The sequence below is a fragment of the Streptomyces sp. WG7 genome (genome assembly GCF_049975785.1).
Taxonomy (GTDB): Bacteria; Actinomycetota; Actinomycetes; order Streptomycetales; family Streptomycetaceae; genus Streptomyces.
The window spans coordinates 21,722-41,204 of the sequence record NZ_JBNGGE010000061.1 but is presented as its reverse complement, the minus strand read 5'-3'; the positions used below and the strand labels follow the sequence as shown (position 1 = coordinate 41,204).

The 19,483-nt window shown below is 74.6% G+C and carries 13 protein-coding genes and 1 pseudogene; 11 read left to right on the top strand and 3 right to left on the bottom strand.

Going from position 1 to position 19,483, the window contains the following annotated elements:
- Positions 1–328 (bottom strand): annotated as a pseudogene (locus tag ACP4J0_RS34745) (TOMM precursor leader peptide-binding protein); the annotation flags it as partial.
- Positions 329–370: 42 nt separating this feature from the next.
- Complete coding sequence (locus tag ACP4J0_RS34740; protein WP_426602879.1) at positions 371–700, bottom strand: hypothetical protein; 330 nt, start codon at positions 698–700, stop codon at positions 371–373.
- A gap of 624 nt (positions 701–1,324) precedes the next feature.
- Here ACP4J0_RS34740 and ACP4J0_RS34735 point away from each other — a divergent pair.
- Positions 1,325–2,578, top strand: coding sequence for a sensor histidine kinase (locus ACP4J0_RS34735; RefSeq protein ID WP_426602877.1), 1,254 nt, complete (start codon positions 1,325–1,327; stop codon positions 2,576–2,578).
- Between the two features lie 11 nt (positions 2,579–2,589).
- On the opposite strand, the gene ACP4J0_RS34730 is transcribed toward ACP4J0_RS34735, so the two are convergent.
- Positions 2,590–3,021: a DUF6059 family protein gene (locus tag ACP4J0_RS34730; RefSeq protein ID WP_426602875.1), complete on the bottom strand. Its 432-nt coding sequence runs from the start codon at positions 3,019–3,021 to the stop codon at positions 2,590–2,592.
- 301 nt (positions 3,022–3,322) lie between these two features.
- On the opposite strand from ACP4J0_RS34730, the gene ACP4J0_RS34725 reads away from it, so the two are divergent.
- The 10 genes from ACP4J0_RS34725 to ACP4J0_RS34680 all read left to right on the top strand — a co-directional run bounded on the left by ACP4J0_RS34725 (position 3,323) and on the right by ACP4J0_RS34680 (position 19,396).
- Positions 3,323–3,952 carry an alpha/beta fold hydrolase gene (locus ACP4J0_RS34725; RefSeq protein WP_426602874.1) on the top strand — a complete coding sequence of 210 codons (630 nt, stop codon included), beginning with the start codon at positions 3,323–3,325 and terminating at the stop codon, positions 3,950–3,952.
- Positions 3,953–4,260: 308 nt separating this feature from the next.
- On the top strand, positions 4,261–6,036 hold the full coding sequence (locus ACP4J0_RS34720) for an acyl-CoA dehydrogenase (RefSeq protein ID WP_426602872.1): 1,776 nt from the start codon (positions 4,261–4,263) through the stop codon (positions 6,034–6,036).
- Positions 6,033–6,944: a 4'-phosphopantetheinyl transferase family protein gene (locus ACP4J0_RS34715; RefSeq protein WP_426602870.1), complete on the top strand. Its 912-nt coding sequence runs from the start codon at positions 6,033–6,035 to the stop codon at positions 6,942–6,944. Before ACP4J0_RS34720 ends, ACP4J0_RS34715 begins: the two co-directional genes overlap by 4 nt.
- 679 nt (positions 6,945–7,623) lie before the next feature.
- Positions 7,624–7,884, top strand: coding sequence for an acyl carrier protein (locus ACP4J0_RS34710; RefSeq protein WP_398135827.1), 261 nt, complete (start codon positions 7,624–7,626; stop codon positions 7,882–7,884).
- Positions 7,881–8,936, top strand: a complete 1,056-nt coding sequence (locus tag ACP4J0_RS34705) for a 3-oxoacyl-[acyl-carrier-protein] synthase III C-terminal domain-containing protein (protein WP_426602868.1) — start codon at positions 7,881–7,883, stop codon at positions 8,934–8,936. The genes ACP4J0_RS34710 and ACP4J0_RS34705 overlap by 4 nt, the downstream gene beginning before the upstream one ends.
- Positions 8,933–10,828, top strand: a complete 1,896-nt coding sequence (locus tag ACP4J0_RS34700; RefSeq protein ID WP_426602866.1) for an HAD-IIIC family phosphatase — start codon at positions 8,933–8,935, stop codon at positions 10,826–10,828. The genes ACP4J0_RS34705 and ACP4J0_RS34700 overlap by 4 nt, the downstream gene beginning before the upstream one ends.
- A complete protein-coding gene (locus ACP4J0_RS34695; protein WP_426556532.1) occupies positions 10,818–11,090 on the top strand; it encodes an acyl carrier protein in 273 nt (90 codons plus the stop codon). Before ACP4J0_RS34700 ends, ACP4J0_RS34695 begins: the two co-directional genes overlap by 11 nt.
- Entirely contained in the window at positions 11,087–11,851 is a 765-nt protein-coding gene (locus ACP4J0_RS34690; RefSeq protein WP_426602864.1) for a 2-oxo acid dehydrogenase subunit E2, read from the top strand. Before ACP4J0_RS34695 ends, ACP4J0_RS34690 begins: the two co-directional genes overlap by 4 nt.
- A complete protein-coding gene (locus ACP4J0_RS34685) occupies positions 11,848–13,173 on the top strand; it encodes an FAD-dependent monooxygenase (protein WP_426602862.1) in 1,326 nt (441 codons plus the stop codon). The genes ACP4J0_RS34690 and ACP4J0_RS34685 overlap by 4 nt, the downstream gene beginning before the upstream one ends.
- Positions 13,166–19,396, top strand: a complete 6,231-nt coding sequence (locus tag ACP4J0_RS34680; protein ID WP_426602860.1) for an SDR family NAD(P)-dependent oxidoreductase — start codon at positions 13,166–13,168, stop codon at positions 19,394–19,396. Before ACP4J0_RS34685 ends, ACP4J0_RS34680 begins: the two co-directional genes overlap by 8 nt.
- The last annotated feature ends 87 nt before the right edge of the window (positions 19,397–19,483 follow it).

Below are 19,483 nucleotides of genomic sequence, written 5' to 3'. Positions count from 1 at the left end.
GTCCGGAGGCCGGTCCGGAGGCCGGTCCGGAGGCCGGTCCGGAGGCCGGTCCGGAGGCCGGTCCGGAGGCCGGTCCGCCCCTCGGTGGCCCGGGGACGCCGCTGATCAGTTCGGCCTCGCTCAGCCTGCCGATGGCCATCGCCACGTCCAGCGCGGAACACCGGGGTGCCGCGTCGGCGACCAGCGTGCGGAAGTCCCTCGTGCCGTCCAGCAGCGGAGCGATCACCTCCACCCGATCGTCCTCGAAGGCGACGATGCCCCGTTCGGACACGACGTACGTCCCCTCGCCCGGGACGACCTCGGCGCGTACGTGTCTTCTGAACCCCACTCGCAATGCTCTCTCCCCCTGTCGTCGTGTGGTTCAGCGGGTTCAGCGGGTCGCGGCGGCCGTTCCGGCGACCGTGCCGTACTCCGTGTCGGCGATGCACAGCGTCAGCAGGCACACGCCCGCGTCCCCCAGTCCGGAGTAGTCCTCGCGCACGACGCCCTCCCCGGCGGGCCGCGGCAGGGCCGGCGTCCGGGTGCCGGCACCGACCGCGAGTCCGAACTCGGCCAGAACCGCGGACGGGGCGGCGGCGTAGCGGCCGGCGGTCTCCGGGTCGAGGAACGCGTGGGTCATCAGCTCGGCGAACCGGAGCTCGTCGTCAGGGGTGCCGAGGAACGAGTCGAACTGCCGGTCGGCGAAAACGGACTGGTTCATGGTGACTCCCTTGGGTTCGCACGGCGCGCACGGGCGCCGGGTGTCGTCAGTACTGCAGAGGACGTGCTGTGCGCTGCGTCCCGGCTGTTGCGCGCCGGCGCGGTCGTACCGCGGGCCGGTGAGCCAGGCGTCGTACGGAGTGCCGACGACCGCATGGGCGGCGCCGCGGAGCGGGGGCCCTGGACGCGGTGGCCGGAACTGCTGCCTCCGCGCCGGGCCGTGCGGGGCGCCGGACTGTCCTTGCGATCGGTGCTGCGATCAGTGCTGCGCGATCGGTGCTGTACGACCGGTCTGGTGCGACCGGTCTGTGCGACCGGTCTGTACGACCGGTGCTGTGCGATCGGTGCTGTGCGATCGGTGCTGTGAAGGTGCTGCGCCTCTGTGCTGGGCATGAGTTAACGCAATCCCGCTGGCCCCGAGCCAGTTAGCGGCTCATGTGTGGGGATGTGAATTCCTCACTGGTCGCCATATTCCCGCGTCAACCGGACCGGCGAGCGGGACCTTTTGCCGGAAAGCAGGCATCTTCCCGGAAGCCCTGTGTGAATCCTCCACAGGATGCACACCTCCGTTATGATTCGGACGCCGGTTCGGGGATCCAGGACGACTGGAGGTCTGGTGTCGCAGATGGCCGAACGCAGACGCAGAGTTCCGCCGAAGCGAACCAGTTCCGCCGCGCCGGACCTGTCCGCGGTCAGTTCCGCGGCCCCCAGTCCGGCCATCGCCTCGGTCCTGGTCGTCGTGGTCTTCGCGGGTTACCTGCTCATGCAGTTGGTGAACGTGCTGGACTCCGCTCCCGGCGGCGCGGAACTCATGACGTGCGTGGGAGTGCCTCCGGTGCTCGCGGCCCTGCAGTACCTCCACTCCGCCCCGCACATGGCGGCCCTGCGCACCCGCGTGCTGCCGTGGAGCCTCGTGCTGCAGGCGGTGCTGACCTTCACCCCGCTCGTCGCCTTCGGCTGGCAGTGGGGCGGCATGGCCGGCTTCCTCGCCGGATCGTTACTGCTCCTGCTGTCGCGGGGCACCGGCTGGGCCCTGTTCGGCCTGACCACGGCCGCCGTCGTGGTGATCTCGGCACTCCAGTCGCTCGGTGCCGTGAACGTCGCGTACATGGGTGTGTCGACGGCGCTCACCGGGCTGGTCCTGTTCGCGGTGGCCCGGCTCGCCTCACTGGCGGCCGCCATCCACGCGTCCCGTGACGAGCTGGCCCGCATGGCGGTCGCCCGGGAACGGCTGAGGTTCGCCCGCGACCTGCACGACCTGCTCGGCTACAGCCTCTCCTCCATCACGCTGAAGAACGAGCTGATCGCCCGGCTGATCGACACCAACCCGCAGCGGGCCCGGGACGAGGTCGCCGAGGTGCTCACCATCGCCCGGCAGGCCCTGGCCGACGTGCGCGAAGTGGCGCGCGGCTACCGGGACATGTCGCTGCTGGTGGAGGCGGAGTCGGCCCGCTCGGTCCTGAAGGCGGCCGGCATAGACGCCCGTATCGACGTGTCCGTCACCGGCCTGTCGTCCACCGCCAACACCATCCTGGCCACGGTGCTGCGCGAGGGCGTGACCAACATGCTGCGGCACAGCCAGTCCAGCACCTGCTCGATCACCACGTCGATGGACGAGAAGGACACGCTCGTCGAGCTGGAGATGGTCAACGACGGTGTCGGCGCGGGCAGTTCGATGCCGGCGAGCACCGCGTCCAGCGGCACGGGGCTCGGCAACCTGGCCGCCCGGGTCGCCTCCGTCGGGGGCGGACTGCGAGTGGGGCCCGGCCGGGACGACGAGGCGGGGGTCTTCCGGCTGGTCGTCCAGGTGCCGGCGGACGCGGTGCCGGTCGCGGACGCGGCGGACCCCCGGGAGGCCTCCCCCCGGCTGACCGTCTGACCGGTCCCCGCTCAACGCGCGTCCAGCTCCCGCCGCAGCCGCCGCTCCAGGGCGGTGAGCGGGATGTCCCGCCGCAACCGTTCCGGATGCCCGGGTCCGGGTCCCGTCAACCGCACGCCGCGCGCGGACCGCCCGGCCCGGTGCGGGTCCGGGTGCGAGGCCGGGTACGAGTTCGGGTCCGGGTCCGGGTACGGGTACGAGTGCCCGTCGGGCGGTACGCCGTCGTCGCCGGCCTGCCCGGCCTCCGCGTACCGGCCGCCGTGTCCGGCACCCGCGTCCTGGCCGTCCTTCCCGGCACCCGCGTACCCGCCGTCCAGGAACCGCCGCAACTCCTCCGCCGGGAGCGGCACCCAGCACGCTCCGTGGACGACCAGCGCCCGGTAGACCGCCGTCACGGCGCTCACCGCCCGGCGCACCACCACACCGCCTCGTCTGCGTCCCACACCCGTCTCCTTCTGCCGGCCGCCCCCTCCCGTGAGCGTTCCCCGGAGCGCTCACGTCCGGCTCGAACCGGGCTCGACGCGGAGGCCGCCCTCCCCCCGCCTCCGGCTTCAGCGGCCCTCGAGCCGCCGCGGGGACACTCGTGCCGTTTTTCCGGGATCCGCGGGCCGTCGTGCCGCCGTGGGAGGAGTAAGTGATGACCAGCCCTGTTACCGGTCACGTGGCCGGGGTCTGATGGCAGGCGAGAGGCCGGTGTGGTGGAGCGGAGGGCTGGACCGCCGGCGACCGAGGCCCTTGGCCGTCGTGATCACGGGAAGCCTCGGCGGACCGCATCGGTACGTACCGTTGCTGACCCGGCTGGTGCGCCGCGGACACGCCGTGGTCGCCACCGTGCCGGCCCCGGCGCCGTTGCGCCCGGGCCACTTCGAGGCGTCGCTCTCCCGGCTCATCGACGACCGCGCCCGGGACGCGGTGACCGAGCACGTCCATGTGATCGGCTTCGGCCTCGGCGGGCGGCTCGCGCTGGACAGCGCCGCCCGGGACGACCGGATCCGGGTCGTCCAGCTCGTCGGCGCGCCGGTGGCCCGGCTGTTCGACGAACCGGAGCTGCTGCTGTCCCTCCCGAAGGACGATCTGGACTCCCTCGTACGGATGACCGGGGCCGGTCGCCGCGACCTGCTGCCCGAGGCGCTCGGCGCTCTGGCGCTGCGCCCGGAGACGCTCTACGCGCTGAACGGGCTGGTGCGCGTCGCCTACGCGGCCGATGACCCGCTCACCCCGCCGCAGGACCTGGCCCTGCTGAGACTCGCCCTGGCGCACAGCGAGTTCCGCGCCTTCCCGGCCGGGGGCGGCACCGCGCCGTCGGGCCGCGCGGTACGGCGCTGGCTGCTGGACGGGGTGACGCCGCCACGGCGGCGGCCCTGGCACCGCTGACCGTCCCGGTCGTACCCGCCTCCGGCCGCGGACAGCGCGTCCGTCACCTGCGATTCCGTCACCTGCCCGCCCGGCTCCCCCAGCCCCTCCGGCCCACCCCGCTCCCTCCTGCCCACCGAGGTCCTTCCGGCGTCGCCCCTCCCTGCCCTCCCCGCGGGCCCGTCCGCCACCGTCGCCGTCCCCGGCCCCACCGATGCCTCCGATGCCCGTCGGCAACCGGCCCGGAACGCCGCCTCGACTCCCGGTCGAGGGCGTCTCCAGCCCATGGGGTCACCGTGCGAAGGACTGTCCTACGCGACCGCCCTGGGGTGACCATGCAGGAACACGACGACATCATCGCCGCCGTCACCGGCGGCGACTCACAATGGCGGCCCGACCGGCTGACCCGGCTCCGTGCGCGCCTCGACGAGATCGAGGACGGCCTGGGCGATCCGTGGCACCCCGACAACCCGATGGGGTTCGACGCGGTCCTGGAGGCGGACCGGTCGGGACAGACCTCGGCGGTCGGCGTCCGGCGGTTCCAGAGCCTCGGTCTGCCCGCCGAACTGGTACCCGAGTCGCTCGGCGGGCGGATGGCCGGCGCCGACCTGCTCGGCCTGGTGATGCGGCCGGTCTTCCGCCGCGACCCGGCCCTGGCCTTCAGCCACGGCTTCACCCCGTTCCTGGGCGCCCAGATGGTCTGGCTGAACGGCGACGCGCGCCAGTGCGGCCGGATGGCCTCGGTGATCCTGCGGGGCGGCACGGTGGGAGTGGCCTGCCAGCGCTTCGAGCACGAGAGCGCGTTCCACTCCCAGGAGTACACCGCCGCCTGGAGCGACGACGGCATGCTGCGGCTCAACGGCCGCAAGAACGCCATCAACAACGCGCACACGGCGGAGCTCGTCATCGGCTTCGTGCGCACCGGCGACGGGGACACCGACTACTCGATCCTGATGTTCGACCCGGCCATGGTGCCGCCCGCGCGCGTGCGCGCCCTCGGCCGGCACCGGACGACCGGGGTACGGGGCGTGCAGGCGGCCGGCCTGGAGTTCGTCGACTGCCCGTTGCCGGGCGAGTCGCTGGTCGGCACCTGGGGCGACGGTGTCGCGCTGAGCCTGCGCGCCTACCCCGCCGTGCACGCCGTCTTCCCGTCCATGACCGTCGGGCTCGCCGACACCGCGCTGCGGGCCGCCGTACGCGCCGCGCAGGAGCGGGAGTTCGGCGGGCCGGCCGGGGACGCGTCGACCCGTTCGGCGATCGCCGGGACCTTCGTCGACCTGCTGGTCGCCGACTGCCTCTCGCTGACGGCGAGCCGTTCGGTGCATCTGCTGCCCGACCAGTGCGACGTGCTCACGGCGGTCACCAAGTACATCGTGCCCAAGATCGTCAGCGAGGCCCTGTACGACCTGTCGGCCGTGATGGGCGACGCGTTCCACGCCGACCAGGGCCACAACGCCGTCTTCCGCAAGCACCTGCGGGACCTGTCCACGATCACGTTCGGGCACGTCAGCAGCGCCATCTGCCAGTCGGTGATCGCGCCCTACCTGCCGGCGCTGGCGCCCGGCGCGCCCGCCGCGGCCCCGACCCCCGCCGATCTGTTCCGGCTCGAGGTGCCGCTGCCGCCCATGGACGGCGAGCGGCTCGCCGTGTTCGGCGGCGGCGACGGACTGATCGACTACCTCGCCCACGCCGCGCTCCGGCTGCCCGACGCGCTCACCGGGCAGGACCACGCGGACCTGATGCGGGAGCTGGTCGCCGGGCTGTGCGCCGAGGCGGCCGAGATCCGGGAGGAGGCGGGCAGGCTCACCGGCTCCGCGGGCGGATTACTGCTGGACACGCACAGCTTCCCGCTCAGCGAGCGGTACGCGCTGGTGCTGGCCGCGGCGGCCTGCGTCGGCGTGTGGCTGAACGCGGGCGCGGGCGGCTCCGCCTTCCTCACCGACCCGGCGTGGGCGGCGCTCGCCCTGCACCGGCTGCTGCGCCGGGTGGGCAGGTCCGTGCCGGCGCTGCCCCGCTCGATCGAGGGCCAGTTGTGCGACGAGGTGCTGGAGCGGGTCCGTGTCCCGCACAGCCTGGACCTGCTGCGCTCCGGGTGCGCGGGATGAGCCCGCTGCGTGGCGGCCGCCGGCCGCCCCTGCCCCCGCCGAGCCGGGTCGACGGGCCCTCCGGGCCCTGGGCCCGGCTCCTGCACGACCTGGACACCTCGGGCGTGGGCCTGGTGTACGCCTCGCTCGCCGACTGGCGCCCACTGCTGCCGCCGGAGGCGGAACGCCGTTTCCTGCTCGGGCGGGACTGGGCGCGCTACAGCAAGCTGAACGGCGAGCAGCTGCGTGACCGGTTCCTGGCCACCCGGCTGCTGATCCGGCACAGCGCGGCGGTGGCGCTGGGCACGGAGGCGAACTCCCTGGAGCTCAGCTACGGGCTCAACGGGCGGGTGCACCTGCGCGGTCACGACCAGATCGACGTGAGCCTGAGCCACACCGGCGACCTGCTGATGTGCGGGATCACCTCGCTGGGGCTGATCGGGATCGACGCCGAGCCGCTCAAGCGGCGGTTGAGCGGACGGGACGTGGAGACCCTGATGTGCACGGCCCCGGAACGGCTGCGGCTGGCCGCGACGGCGGACGAGGAGCGCAACGGGATGCTGCTGTCGTTGTGGACGCTGAAGGAGGCGTACAGCAAGGCCCTGGGGCAGGGACTGAGGTTCCCGTTCACCGAGTTCGGGTTCCGCACGGGCGGGGACGCGGGGGAGGGAACGGGACCGGCGGCGGGATCGGTGGCGGGACCGGCGGGGACCGACGGGACCACGGCCGCCGAAACGATCCTGCTCGAACGGTCCGACGGTACGCCCGTCACCGACGACACCTGGCGGTTCGCCACGTTCGACCTGCCCACGGGCCATCTCGCGGCCCTCGCCCTGCAGGACACCCGGCGCTCGGACCAGCCGGACACCCGCGCCGGCACGGCCCTGAACCGTCAGATCCTGGCGGCCATCGGCTCCCTGGACCGCTGAGCCGCACCACGTGCCCCGGACGGCCCCGTGACGCCCGACAGGGCAGCACGGGGCCGGTTGCGTGCGCGGTGGCCCCGCCGAGGCCCGAGCCGTACGGCGTCGGCCCCGGCGCGGAACCGGGCGAAGCCGGCAACGGTGCCGGCGGAGGTGCCGGCGGAGGTGCCGGCGGAGGTGCCGGCGGGGGCAGCCTCCCGTACGGCAACGGCCGCCCGGGACACCGCCGGGGTGCCCCTTCCCCCCGCCCCGGCGGCTCCCGCGCGCGCCGTCCGCGGCAGGGAAGCCGCACCGTCGGGCCGGACCGCCCGACGGCCCCGCCCCTTCCACCCCGGCTCGAGGTCGTGTCAAGCCCCCACCGCCACTGTGGACTCGCCGATGAGACCGCTTCGGGACCTGGGGCGGCGTCCATCGGAGGCGCCCGGGCCGGGACAGAGGCCACAAGCCCGCTGTCCCGGCCCCTGGACCGTGTCCGGACCGCAGTCGTCACTTCCCACCGCGCGCGCAGGTGCTCCGCGAGAAGCATCCCGGCATCCGGCGCTCGCCCCGCACCACGCGCCGCCGGGCCCACCGGGCCACCAGGCCCACCGGACCGCCGTAGGAGCGGTACGGACGACAGGGCCGCGCCGGCACGACCCGACCACGCCGAACGGACGAACCGCCGCCTGCGAAGGGGTAACCGACCATGGCACAACTCACCCTCCGGGAACTCGGCGCGATCATGCTCGAGTTCCAGGACCACGGGTCCGCGAGCGTCATCGACACCCGGGCCCTCGACGTCGTCTTCGAGGACCTGGAGTGCGACTCGTTGATGCTGCTCCAGACCACCGGCCGCATCCAGCGGGAGTACGGCGTGGAGCTGGACCGGGACCGGATCGCCGCCGCGGACACACCGCGCGCCCTGCTCGACCTGGTCAACACCGTCCTCGCGGAGGTGGCGGCATGAGGCTCAGCGGATTCAGCGAGGTCCTCCCCGGCGAGCCGGTCACCAACCGCGACATGGCCGAGCGCTTCGGCCTGCACGAGAAGTGGCTGGACATGATGACCGGGAACCGCTCCCGGTACTTCTGCCGGACGGACTCCCCGCCCTCCGTCCCCAAGAGCACCTCCGACCTCGCGGTGGCCGCGGCCACCGCCGCGCTCGCCGACGCCGGCACCGACGTGGCGTCCCTCGACTTCCTGGTGCTGACCACCGCCTCCCCCGACCACCTGATGCCGGCCACCGTGAACCTGGTCGCCGACCGCATCGGCCTCAACGACGTGCCCACCTTCCAGCTGATGTCGGGTTGCGCCGGTGCCCTCACCGGCCTCTACACCGCCCGCGCGCTGCTGGCCTCCGGACTGCGCCGGGGGCTGGTCATCGGCGCCGACACCTGTCTGAAGCTGTTCCCCTCCAGCGGTGAGATCGCCGGCATGTCACCGGCCGAGCTGATCAACTTCGCCCTGTTCGGGGACGGCGCCGGCGCGGTCGTGGTCGACGCCGACCCGGACGGGCCGGGGCTGCTGGTCGAGCACCTCTTCCTGCGCACCACCGGCATGGGCCGCTCGCCCGCGCAGGTCGCCCGCTGGTTCGGCACCGAGGGCGCGCCGGTGACGGACGGGCCCGACGGCCCGGTGCGCGAACCGTGGGGCGAGGAGGACTACAAGGCCATCGAGCACCACGTCCCGGAGCACGCCGAGACCATCTTCAAGGAGCTGGCGGCCGAGACCGGCTGGCGGCTGGACGAGGTCGAGCACGTGCTGCTGCCCCAGCTCAACGGCGTGATGACCGACGGCATCCGCAAGCGCCTGGGCGTGCGGCCCGAACAGGCCGTCAACTGCGTGGCGGACACCGGCAACAACGGCAACGCCGTGCCCTTCGTCCAGCTCAACCGGGCCATGCAGCGCATCCGCTCCGGCCTCGGGACCGGCGGCCGGCTGCTGGTGGCGAACGTCGAGTCCTCCAAGTGGATCCTGTCGGGCCTGGCCCTGCGCCACCAGAATGGAGCCGTGCGATGACCACGGCCCCCGCCCGGCCGGCCACCGGCGGCCTGACCGAACTGCGGGCCCTGAAGCGCGCCGGGGAACTCGGCGGCTCGGCCCACCGGGTGCGCGCGGTCCTCGCCGCCCTCGGCGACCCCCTCGACCGGGAGGCGGCCGGCGCGCTGCTCGACGGCCGGGCGGCCCGCACCGCGCTCGCGGAGTCCGGCGCGTTCACCCCCGTACCCCTGGCGCTGCTCGGCTCCTCCACCGCCGACCCCGTACCGCCGCTGCTGACGGCCGCGCTGCTGGCCGAGGGCGTCCAGCCCGACACGGCGGCCACCGGCTTCAACCAGTGGCGGATGGAAATCCTGGCCGGGGCGCCGACGCTGCGGGAGCACCGGCCGGCCGTCACCGCCTGCCTCCTGGACGACACCGCCGTCTTCGAGAAGGTCACCGACCCGCTGGACGCCGACGAGGTGGTGGCGCGCTGTGCCGCGTTCCCCGCCGAACTGGCGTCCTGGCTCCAGGCGTACGAGCGTCACCTCGGCACCCTCGCGGTGCTGAACACCGTGCCGTTGGGCGCCGCCCGGCGCGACCGGTTCGTCGACTACGCCACCCGGGCGCGCGTCGAGGCGGCCTGGCAGCGCATGAACGCGGCCGTGCTCGACCTCGCCGGACGCCCGGGCACCGTGGTGCTGTCCGCGGACGCGCTCGCCGAACGGGCCGGCGCCCGGTGGGCGGCCACCGACCGCATGCGGCACATCGCCTCGCACGCCTACGGCCCGGAATTCCTGGACGCCTACGCCCGTGAGGTCGCCCGCGTGGTGCTGGCCCGGCTGGGCCGGGCCGCCAAGTGCCTCGTGCTCGACCTGGACCACACCCTGTGGGGCGGCGTCGTCGGTGACGACGGCGTGGGCGCGCTGAAGATCGGCGGGGCGTTCCCCGGGTCGGCCCACAGCGAGCTGCAGCGCCTGGCCAAGGACCTGTCGCGGCAGGGCGTGCTGCTCGCCGTGTGCTCCAAGAACGACGACGCCGTGGCCCGCGAGGCGATCGGCACGCACCCCGAGATGGTGCTGCGCACCGGGGACTTCGCCGCGTTCCGCGCCAACTGGGACCCCAAGCCGGGCAACGTCGCGGACATCGCCGCCGAGCTGAACATCGGGACCGACGCGATGGTCTTCGTCGACGACAACCCGGCCGAGCGCGGCCTGATGGCCCGGCAGCGGCCCGAGGTGACCGTGGTGGACCTGCCGGCCGACCCGGCCGGTTACGCCTCCGCGCTCGCCGCCTCCGGCCGCTTCAACCAGCTGCGGCTGACCGAGGAGGACCGCGACCGCGGGGCGATGTACCGGGCCCGCGCCGAGCGGGAGCGGCTGCGCGAGACGGTCACCGACGTCGAGGACTACCTGCGCGAGCTGGACACCGCGATCACCGTGGAGGCCCACGGCCCGCTCAACGCCGCGCGGATCGCCCAGCTCTTCGGCAAGACCAACCAGTTCAACCTGACCGGCATCCGCTACGGCGCGGACGAGCTGGCCCGGGCGGTGGCGGACGGCTCGGCCGGCTGCTACGGCGTCCGGGTCACCGACGCGTTCGGCGACAACGGCCTGGCCGCCGCGCTGACCCTGGTCCGCGAACCGGACGGCGCCTGGCTGATCGAGAACTTCGTGCTCTCCTGCCGGGTGTTCTCCCGGTCCGTGGAGGACGCGGTCGTCGGGCTCGTCCTGCGGGCCGCGCGGGAGGCGGGCGCCCCCGCCGTGCGCGGGCGGCACGTACCGACGGCGAAGAACGCGCGGTTCGCGGAGTTCTACCCCTCGCTCGGCTTCACCGGCCAGGGCGGCGACTTCCGGCACGACCTCACCCAACTCGCCGAGCTGCCCGCATGGGTGCGCATCGGCCCCGGCGAAGGGACCTTCCATGCCCCCTGAGGGAACAGCATCCGCCCTGGACACGGCCGAGCGGACGGTCGTCGAGACCATCGCCCGGCTGCTGGACGCCGACGAGGACGCGCTCGGCCCGGACACCCCGCTGTCCGCCGTCGAGGGCTGGGACTCCGTCAACGCGCTGCGGGTCCTGGTCGCCCTGGAGCGCGAGACCGGCGCCCCGCTCGACTACGAGCGGTTCGCCGCGGCCGAGACCGCGGGCGACATCGGCGCGGTGGTGGCCGCCGCCGGGGGGCAGGCGCCGTGAGCACCCCGATGGCCACCGTCCCGCTGCCCGCGGCGCGGCGGGGGACGTACATCTTCCTGGAGGAGGCGCGCCGCACCGCGCACGTGTACCTCATGGCGGACGTGGACGCCACCGCGCTGCGGGCCGCGCGGGCCGCGGCCGAGCGGCCCGCCTCCTACGTCAGTTACGTCGTGAAGGCCGCCGCCGACGTCCTCGACAAGTACCCCGAGGCCCGCGCCGTGTTCCGCGGCGGCCGTGCGCCGCGGCTCAGCGTGTCGCCGTCGGTGCACGCCAAGGTGCTGTTCGACAAGACCGTCGACGGGCAGCGCTGCGTGGTCTCCGGCACGGTGCCGGACGTCCAGGACAAGGACGTGCACGGGGTGCAGAGCACCATCGACGTCTACAAGAAGGCCCGGGTGGAGGACCCGGACGGGCCGTTCGCGCGGGTGCGCCGGCTCCAGCGGCTGCCGCTGCCGGCGTTCCGGCTGCTGTACCGGGTCATGTCCCGTGACCCGGGGCGGCGGGCCCTGCTGCAGGGCACCTTCGCGGTCACCTCGATCGGCCACGAGCCGGTCGGGGCGATCCTGCCGCTGATCTCCGGGACGCTCGGGTTCGGCGTCGGCCACATCGCCGACGCCGCCACCGTACGCGCGGGCAGCGTGGTCGTCGCGCCCGTCCTGACCCTCTCGCTCGTCTTCGACCACCGCGTCATCGACGGCGCGATGGCCGCCGAAATCCTCGCCGGCGTGAAGCGCCGGCTGGAGAACTGGGAGCCGGCATGACCGATCACACCAACCCGTCCGTGGCCGGCCGCGCGCCGGCCGAGACCGACGTCCTCGTCATCGGGGGCGGCCCGGCCGGCTCCCTGCTCGCCACCCTGCTGGCCCGCCGCGGCATCCGTACCGTCCTGGTGGAGAAGCAGACCGACCTGGAGCGCAGCTTCCGCGGGGAGACCATCGCCGCGCCGTCGGTGACCTCGCTGAACCGGCTGGGCTTCGGCCCGGCCCTGCGCGCGCACGGCTTCCTGGAGACCACCTCGGTCACCACGGTCGCCGAGGGCCGCCCGGTGCTGCACGTCGACTACCGCCGGTTCAAGGACCAGCCGCTGCCCATCGACATTCCGCAGCCCGCCCTGATCCGCATCTTCAACCGGGCCGCGGAGGACCTCCAGGGCTACGTCTACCTGAAGGGCTGGAGCTTCTCCTCGCTCATCGAGGAGGGCGGTGAGATACGCGGCGCGGTCCTGGGCCGGGGCCGCGAGGAGCGGGTGCCGGTGCGCGCCCGGATCGTGATCGGTGCCGACGGACGCTTCTCCAAGGTCCGCAAGGCGTCCAAACTGGCCGCCGACATCCAGCCGATGGCCCGCGACTTCCTGTCGTTCAAGCTGCCCCGGCCGCCGGAGTGGGGCAGCGCCGCCCAGCTCGTCGTCGAGCGGGACAAGCACCTGGTGATCCTGCCGACCTTCCCGGACACGCTGCGCGTCGGCCACAACCTGCCCAAGCGGGGGCTGGGCGAGCTGCGCGCCGCCGGCTTCGACGCCTTCAAGCAGGGCATCATGCGGATCTCCCCGCAGCTCGCGCCGCTCGTCGACGAGCACCTGCGGTCCTGGGACGACACCGGCTTCCTGGAGATCTTCACCGCGGAGATGGAGCAGTGGGCGCGCGACGGCCTGCTGCTGATCGGGGACGCCTCGCACACCGCGACGCCGATCCTCGGCCAGGGGGTCAACCTCGCCATGCAGGACTCGATCACGCTGGTCCCGGTGCTGTCCCGCGCCCTCGCCCGCGGCGGCCCGGAGCGCGTCGTCACCCGGGCCGAGCTGGCCGACTTCGTGGCGGCGCGGCGCGCGCACAAGACGCACGTCACCCGCTTCCAGCGGATGCAGGAGGCCGCGCTCGCGGTCGGCGACCCGCGCGGGGTGCGGCTGCGCCGGCTCCGCTTCCGCCTGCTCAACGCGTTCCCCGGCAAGTACCGGGTCTTCAACAAGGTCATCAACGCCCAGCACGCCATCGACGACGCCGACCTGGCCCTCGCCCGCACCGGCGGGCCGCGCGCGGTCGACGCCGCCGACCCGAGCCCGTTCGAGGTGAGCACGCATGACTGACGAGTCCCCGTCCACCGCACGCAGGCCGGTGCCGATCGCGGTGATCGGCATGGCGGGCCGCTTCCCCGGCGCACCGGACATCGACGCGTACTGGCGGCTGCTGACCGACGGCGCGGAGGCGGTGCGTCCGGTGCCGCCGGAGCGCTGGGACACCTCCGCGCAGCTCGACCCGGCCCGGAAGATCCCCTCGGTGGCCGCGCTGCTGGACGACGTCGACCAGTTCGACCCGGGCTTCTTCGGCATCTCGCCGCGCGAGGCGGAGGACCTCGATCCGCAGCAGCGGCTGATGCTGGAGATCGGCTGGCTGACCCTGGAGCACGCCGGCGTGCCGGCCGCCGCCGTCCGCGGCAGCCGCACCGGCGTGTACGTGGGCGCGCTGTGGCACGACTACCAGACCAACCGCAAGGAGCGGGGGGTCCCGACCACCCAGCACACCGCCGTCGGCAGCGCCCTGGACATCATCGCGGCCCGCATCTCGTACTTCCTCGGGCTGCGGGGCCCCAGCATGGTCGTGGAGACGGGCTGCTCCTCGGGCCTGGTCGCGCTGGACCTGGCCGCGGGCGCGCTGCGCTCCGGCGACCTCGACGGCGCCTTCGTCGGCGGCGTCAACCTGATCCTGGCGCCCGACAACTCCATCGGGCTGACCCACTTCGGCGGCCTGTCGCCCGACGGCCACTGCCGGGCGTTCTCCGCCCGGGCCAACGGGTTCGTGCGCGGCGAGGGCGCGGTCGGGGTCTGGCTCAAGCGGCTGGACCGGGCGATCGCCGACGGCGACCGCGTCCACGGCGTCATCGTGGACAGCGCCGTCAACAACGACGGCGGCGGGCACAGCCTGGTCTCGCCGAACATCGAGGCGCAGGCGGACCTCCTGCGCGGGGTGTACGAGCGGGCGGGCGTCCCCCTGGACCGGCTCGCCTACGTCGAGGCGCACGGCACCGGCACCCTGCGCGGCGACCCGATCGAGACCGAGGCGCTGGGCAGCGCCCTGGGCCGGGCCCGCCCCGCCGGCTCCGGGCCGCTGCTCATCGGCTCCGCCAAGAGCAACATCGGTCACCTGGAGGCAGCAGCCGGACTGGCCGGGCTGGTCAAGACCGTGCTGGCGCTGCGGCACCGGCACATCCCGCGCAGCCTGCACGCCGAGGAACCCAACCCGAAGATCCCGTTCGCCGAGCACAACCTGAAGGTCGCCACCGAGCCGGTCGACCTGCCGGCCGACGGCACCCTGTACGCGGGCGTCAACTCCTTCGGCTGGGGCGGCACCAACGCCCACGTGGTGCTGCGCACCCCGCCCGTGCACGAGCCCCCCTCGGTGCCCGCGCCCGGCGCGCTGCTGCTGCCGCTGACCGCGCACAACGACGCCGCGCTGCGCCGCCGCGCCGAGGACGTGCTCGCCGCGCTGCCCGAGGACACCGACGGTGTCGTACGCCTGGCCGGGACGCTCGGCAACGAGCGCGACCACTTCCCGGCGCGCGCCGCCGTCACCGCCTCGGACGTGGCCGGACTGCGGGACCGGCTGGGCCTGTTCGCCGCCGACCCCGGCGCGGAGATCCCGGGAGTGGTCACCGGCCGGGCCAGGGAACGCGGCCGGGTCGCCTTCGTGCTGCCCGGGCAGGGCTCGCAGTGGGCCGGCATGGGCCGGCGGCTGTACGCCGAGTCCCCGCTGTTCGCGCAGGTGATCGGGCGCTGCGCCCGGGCGCTGGACCCGCACTTCCCGTGGGACCTGGAGGCCATCGTCTCCGGCACGGCGGGCGACGACTGGCTGGAGCACGTCGAGATGCTCCAGCCGACCCTGTGGGCGATGTCCCTGGGCATCGCCGAGCTGTGGCGGGCCGCCGGCGTCGCACCGGACGTGGTGGTCGGGCACAGCCAGGGCGAGGTGACGGCCGCGACCATCGCCGGGCACCTGTCCTACGAGGACGGGGCGCGGATCATCGCCCTGCGCAGCCGGCTCGCCAAGCGCACCGCGGGCCGGGGGCGGATGCTCGCCGTCGACCTCGGGGTGGCGGAGGCCGAGAAGGCCCTGGAGGGCTTCGAGGACAGCGTGTCCCTGGCCGTGAACAACGGCCCGTCCTCCTGCGTGCTGTCGGGCGACACGGACGCGGTGCTGATGCTGCGGGAACTGCTGGAGGCGGACGGCACGTTCTGCCGTCTGGTCAACGTCGACTACGCCTCGCACTGCCACCACATGGACGAGCTCACCGACGAGCTGGTCGAGGTGCTGGCGCCCGTGCGGCCCCGCCGCGGCGCCGTGCCGATGATGTCCACGGTGGTCGGCCGGGAGGTCGGCGGCGAGGAACTGGACGCCGCCTACTGGGCCGCCAACCTGCGCCGGCCGGTGATGTTCGCGGACGCCCTGTCCGCGCTGCTGGACGCCGGCGTCACCCACGTCGTGGAGATCAGCCCGCACCCCGTGCTGACGCCGGCCGTGGAGCAGCTGGCGGCCGCCCGTGAGACACCCGTGGCGGTGCTGCCCAGTCTGCGCCGCGAGGAGGGCGCGCTCACCGACTTCACCCGCGCGCTGGGCCGCGCCTACACGGAGGGCCTGGCTCCGTTCGGTGCGCTGCCCGCCCGGCCGGGGGCGGCCGTGCCGCCGTACCCGTGGCAGCGGTCCCGTTTCTGGCTGCCCGACGTGCCCCGGCGCAGCACGGCGCCGGGCGGTGGCCTGGCCTTCGCCTTCACCCCGTCCGCCACCGAGCAGGACGTCCACGAGGGCCGTACCGAACTGTCCTTGCACGACCTGCCCTGGCTGCGCGACCACCGGGTGTACGACGCCGTGGTGCTGCCCGGCGCGGCGATGCTGGCGCTGGCGGTGGCCGCCGCCCGGGCCCGCACCGGGCAGAACCCCGAGGCGCTGCACTCCGTACGGTTCCGCAGCGATCTGACGCTCACCGACGAGCCGGTCCGCGTCGGCGCCCTGTGGCGCGAGGACGGCGCCGACTCGGCGGGCTTCACCCTCACCTCGCTGCCCGAGGGCGCGGACACCTGGACCCGGCACGCCACCGCCCGCGTGGGCGCCGGCGGCCGGGACCTGCCGGTCCCGCCCGGACTGCCGGAGGACGCCCGGGAACTGGAGGCCGAGGCCTTCTACGCCGACTGCGCCGCCCGCGGACTGAACTACGGGCCCGCCTTCCGCGGCGTGACCGCACTGCGCGTGGCCGGCAACCGGGCCGCCGGGACCGTACGGCTGCCCGACTCCTGCCTGGCCGGGGTGCGCCCCGGCGAACTGCACCCCGCGCTGTGGGACGCCGCACTCCAGGTCACCCTCGCCCTGGTGCCGGGCGGCGCCACCGTCGTGCCGACCGCCGTGGCCCGCGTCGACCTCGCGCTCGGCCGGGACGCGGTCGTCACGGCCGTCTCGGCGCACGCGCACCGCACCGGCGACGACACCTTCGACCTGGTCTGCCACGACGACGAGGGCCGGCCCGTACTGGGCATGACCGGGCTGCGGTTCCAGACCATCGAGGCGGGCGACGAGCGGCGGGTGGACCCGGCGCGGCTGCACCGGCTGGAGTTCCGGGACGCCGACGAGACGTCCGCGGCGCCGGCCGTGGGCACCGGCCACTGGGTGCTGTACGACGCCGCCGGCACCGGCGCGGAACTGGCCGCCGCGCTCACCGCCCGGGGCGCCACCGCCACCGTGCTGCCGGCCGGGCCGGACGCGGCGGACCGGCTGCGCGAGGGCGACGCCCCGGACGGGCTGGTCTTCCTCGCGCCCGGCGCGGAGCGTGGCCTCGCGGACCAGCGGGCCGGACTGCTCCGGCTCGCCGACGTGGTCCGGGCGGCCACCGCGCTGCCGGTGCCGCCGCGGACCGTGGTGGTCACCGACGGGGCGCAGGGCGTGTCCGCCGACGAGTCACCCGACCCGGGGGCGGCACTGTACTGGGGCTTCGGCCGGGTGCTGCGCCGCGAACACCCCGAGCTCGCCGCGTCGCTGGTCGACGTGCGCGCCGCGGCCGGCGACTGGACCGGGCCGCTCACCGCGCTGCTGCTGTCCGCGGACACCGAGGACCAGAGCGTGCTGCGCGGCGACCGGCGCCTGGTGGGCCGGCTGGTGCGCGGCGAGGAGGAGGACCCGGTCACGGCACGGCTGCCGTGGACGGGGGCGGCCCAGCCGTTCCGGCTGCGCCCGGACGCGTCGGGACTGTGGGAGGGGCTGGCGTTCCGTCCGCTGGCCCGCAGCGCGCCCGCCGTCGGCCAGGTCGAGGTGGCGGTCGAGGCGGCCGCCGTCAACTTCATCGACGTCATGAAGGCCATGGGCACCTACCCGGACGACTCGGCCGGTGCCGGGCTGCTGGGCGGCGAGTGCGCCGGCACGGTCACCGCGGTGGGCCCCGGGGTGACCGGGGTCGCCGTCGGCGACCGGGTGGTGGCCTGCGGCTTCGGCGCCCTCGCCTCCCACCTGACGGCGCGCGCCGAGCACGTCAGGCCGCTTCCGGAGCAGCTGACGCCCGCCCAGGCCGCCGCCCTGCCGCTGGTCACCGCCACCGCCTGGTACTCCCTGGCGGAGAAGGCGGCGCTGGAGGCCGGGGAGACCGTGCTGATCCACTCCGCGGCCGGCGGACTGGGGCTGGCCGCGGTCGGCGTGGCCCGCGCCCTGGGCGCCCACGTCGTCGCCACGGCCGGCACCGAGGCCAAGCGGGCGGCGCTGCGGGAGATGGGCATCGAGCACGTCCTGAACTCCCGCGACCTGTCCTGGGCCGACGAGGTACGGCGGATCACCGGCGGGCGGGGCGTGGACGTGGTCCTCAACTCGCTGGCGGGCGCGGCGATCGAGCAGGGCCTGGCCGTGCTCGCCGAGGACGGCCGGTTCATCGAGGTCGGCAAGCGGGACATCTACGCCTCGCGCACCCTCGGTCTGCGCAGCTTCGCCAAGGGCACCAGCTTCGCGGCCGTCGACGTGGCCGGTCTGATCACCCGCCGCCCGGCCCGCTTCGCGCGGATCCTGGACGCGGTCTGGCAGCGCGTGACCGACGGCACCCTGCCGCCGCTGCCGGTGACCGAGCACCCGTTCGCCGACGCCGCCGAGGTGCTGCGTTCCATGGCCCGCGGCGAGCACACCGGCAAGCTCGTGCTCACCGGGCCCGGACAGGTCGCCTCCGTCGCTCCGGAACCGCTGCCGGCGGGCCGGCTGCGGCCCGACGCCACCTATCTCGTCACCGGCGGACTGGGCGCGCTCGGTCTGTCCCTCACGGAGTTCCTCGCGGACCGCGGCGCCCGCTCCGTCGTCCTGCTCGGCCGCTCCCGGCCCGGTGCCGCCGCCGAACGCCGTATCGAGGAGCTCAGGACGCGGGGCACCGAGGTCACCACGCTCGCCGTGGACGTCGCCGACCGTGCGGCGCTGGCCACGGCCCTGGACGCCGTACGCGGCCAGCTGCCGCCGCTGCGCGGCGTGTTCCACGCGGCGGGCGTGCTCGACGACGCCGTCATCGGCAACCTGACGGCCGATCAGCTGGTGAAGGTCCTGGGGCCGAAGGTCGACGGGTCACGCCACCTGGACGAGCTCACCCGGGACGACCCGCTCGACCTGTTCGTGCTGTTCTCCTCGGTGGCCGGACTGGTCGGCAACCCCGGCCAGGCCGGGTACGCGGCGGGCAACGTCTTCATGGACGCGCTGGCCGAGGCCAGGCGGCGGCGGGGGCGGCCCGCGCTCGCCGTCCAGTGGGGTCCGTTCGCCGACATCGGCCTCGCCGCCGACGACGCGATCCGCGGTGACCGGCTCGCCGACCACGGCATGTCCGGGTTCACCGCCGCGGAGGCCTGGCAGGCCCTCGCCCATCTGCTGGACGGACCCGGCCGGGTGGTGTCGTACGTTCCGCTGGACGCCCGGCACTGGTTCGACGCCTATCCGGAGACCGCGGCCCAGCCCAGCTGGGGCGTCATGGCCCTGCTCGCCCGGGACGGCGGCGGGCCCGGCGGCGGCGAGGAGTTCCTGGGCCGGGTGCGCCGGGCGGACGACGCCGAACGCCCGACCCTGGTCGAGGGCAAGGTCCGCGAACTCGCCGGCCGGGTCCTGCGGCTCGAGGCCGGCTCCATCGACCGTGAAGCGCCCTTCAAGTCCCTTGGGCTTGACTCGTTGATGAGCCTGGAGCTGCGCAACCGACTGGAATCGGCGTTCGGCATGAAGCTGTCGCCCACGCTCCTGTGGACCTACGGGAGCACCGCGGCGCTCGCCGCGATGCTCGCCGGGCGCCTGACGGACCCGGCCGAACCCGCGCAGAAATGATGCCGGCCGGGCGCCGCCGACCACCGGCGGCGCCCGGTCCCGCCTTGGCTCAGCCGCCAGCAACGACTGCCGATCGCGAGGGACTTC

What these genes read in the sequence shown, in the direction of transcription:
- ACP4J0_RS34735 (WP_426602877.1), top strand. Translation starts at nt 1,325, where the DNA reads ATGGCCGAACGCAGACGCAGAGTTCCGCCGAAGCGAACCAGTTCCGCC.
- ACP4J0_RS34700 (WP_426602866.1), top strand. Translation starts at nt 8,933, where the DNA reads ATGACCACGGCCCCCGCCCGGCCGGCCACCGGCGGCCTGACCGAACTG.
- ACP4J0_RS34705 (WP_426602868.1), top strand. Translation starts at nt 7,881, where the DNA reads ATGAGGCTCAGCGGATTCAGCGAGGTCCTCCCCGGCGAGCCGGTCACC.
- ACP4J0_RS34695 (WP_426556532.1), top strand. Translation starts at nt 10,818, where the DNA reads ATGCCCCCTGAGGGAACAGCATCCGCCCTGGACACGGCCGAGCGGACG.
- ACP4J0_RS34680 (WP_426602860.1), top strand. Translation starts at nt 13,166, where the DNA reads ATGACTGACGAGTCCCCGTCCACCGCACGCAGGCCGGTGCCGATCGCG.
- ACP4J0_RS34685 (WP_426602862.1), top strand. Translation starts at nt 11,848, where the DNA reads ATGACCGATCACACCAACCCGTCCGTGGCCGGCCGCGCGCCGGCCGAG.
- ACP4J0_RS34715 (WP_426602870.1), top strand. Translation starts at nt 6,033, where the DNA reads ATGAGCCCGCTGCGTGGCGGCCGCCGGCCGCCCCTGCCCCCGCCGAGC.
- ACP4J0_RS34710 (WP_398135827.1), top strand. Translation starts at nt 7,624, where the DNA reads ATGGCACAACTCACCCTCCGGGAACTCGGCGCGATCATGCTCGAGTTC.
- ACP4J0_RS34740 (WP_426602879.1), bottom strand. Translation starts at nt 700, where the DNA reads ATGAACCAGTCCGTTTTCGCCGACCGGCAGTTCGACTCGTTCCTCGGC.